This is a genomic window from Vibrio sp. Vb0888, from assembly GCF_033338835.1.
Taxonomy (GTDB): domain Bacteria; phylum Pseudomonadota; class Gammaproteobacteria; order Enterobacterales; family Vibrionaceae; genus Vibrio; species Vibrio alginolyticus.
Genome location: NZ_JAWOTL010000045.1, coordinates 1,664 through 3,190, shown reverse-complemented (window position 1 = coordinate 3,190; position 1,527 = coordinate 1,664). Strand labels below are relative to the sequence as shown.

Genomic DNA, 1,527 nt, shown 5'->3' with positions numbered 1-1,527 from the left:
CGCTATTTCGTTTCACTTCTGAGTTCGGCATGGAAATCAGGTGGGTCCAAAACGCTATGGTCGCCAAGCAAATTCTTTAATCTGGAAAGCTGTTTTTTTAATTCTCGTTCTTACACATTCAATGTTCTTTCATTGAGTCCATCAAAACCCCTTGGGTGTTGTATGGTTAAGCCTCACGGGCAATTAGTACAGGTTAGCTCAACGCCTCACAACGCTTACACACCCTGCCTATCAACGTCGTAGTCTACGACAACCCTTTAGGATACTTAAAGTATCAGGGAGAACTCATCTCAAGGCTCGCTTCCCGCTTAGATGCTTTCAGCGGTTATCGATCCCGAACTTAGCTACCGGGCAATGCGTCTGGCGACACAACCCGAACACCAGAGGTTCGTCCACTCCGGTCCTCTCGTACTAGGAGCAGCCCCTTTCAATTCTCCAACGCCCACGGCAGATAGGGACCGAACTGTCTCACGACGTTCTAAACCCAGCTCGCGTACCACTTTAAATGGCGAACAGCCATACCCTTGGGACCGACTTCAGCCCCAGGATGTGATGAGCCGACATCGAGGTGCCAAACACCGCCGTCGATATGAACTCTTGGGCGGTATCAGCCTGTTATCCCCGGAGTACCTTTTATCCGTTGAGCGATGGCCCTTCCATTCAGAACCACCGGATCACTATGACCTGCTTTCGCACCTGCTCGAATTGTCATTCTCGCAGTCAAGCGGGCTTATGCCATTGCACTAACCTCACGATGTCCAACCGTGATTAGCCCACCTTCGTGCTCCTCCGTTACGCTTTGGGAGGAGACCGCCCCAGTCAAACTACCCACCAGGCACTGTCCGCAACCCCGATAAGGGGTCGACGTTAGAACATCAACACTACAAGGGTGGTATTTCAAGGACGGCTCCACGCAATCTAGCGACTGCGCTTCAAAGCCTCCCACCTATCCTACACATGTAGGGTCAATGTTCAGTGCCAAGCTGTAGTAAAGGTTCACGGGGTCTTTCCGTCTAGCCGCGGGTACACTGCATCTTCACAGCGATTTCAATTTCACTGAGTCTCGGGTGGAGACAGCGTGGCCATCATTACGCCATTCGTGCAGGTCGGAACTTACCCGACAAGGAATTTCGCTACCTTAGGACCGTTATAGTTACGGCCGCCGTTTACCGGGGCTTCGATCAAGAGCTTCGACCGAAGTCTAACCCCATCAATTAACCTTCCGGCACCGGGCAGGCGTCACACCGTATACGTCATCTTGCGATTTTGCACAGTGCTGTGTTTTTAATAAACAGTTGCAGCCACCTGGTATCTGCGACTCTCAATAGCTCCATCCGCGAGGGACTTCACCGTCGAGAGCGTACCTTCTCCCGAAGTTACGGTACCATTTTGCCTAGTTCCTTCACCCGAGTTCTCTCAAGCGCCTTGGTATTCTCTACCCGACCACCTGTGTCGGTTTGGGGTACGATTCCTTACAATCTGAAGCTTAGAGGCTTTTCCTGGAAGCATGGCATCAATGACTTCACA

2 rRNA genes (1 of these 2 running past the window's edge) are annotated in these 1,527 nt (G+C 51.6%); both read right to left on the bottom strand.

The features are described 5' to 3' along the window. Window positions 1-68, bottom strand: a 5S ribosomal RNA gene (gene rrf / locus R7P72_RS23550); the annotation flags it as partial. 94 nt (window positions 69-162) lie between these two features. Further along, window positions 163-1,527: ribosomal RNA gene (locus R7P72_RS23545) — 23S ribosomal RNA — on the bottom strand; it runs 1,567 nt beyond the window's last position.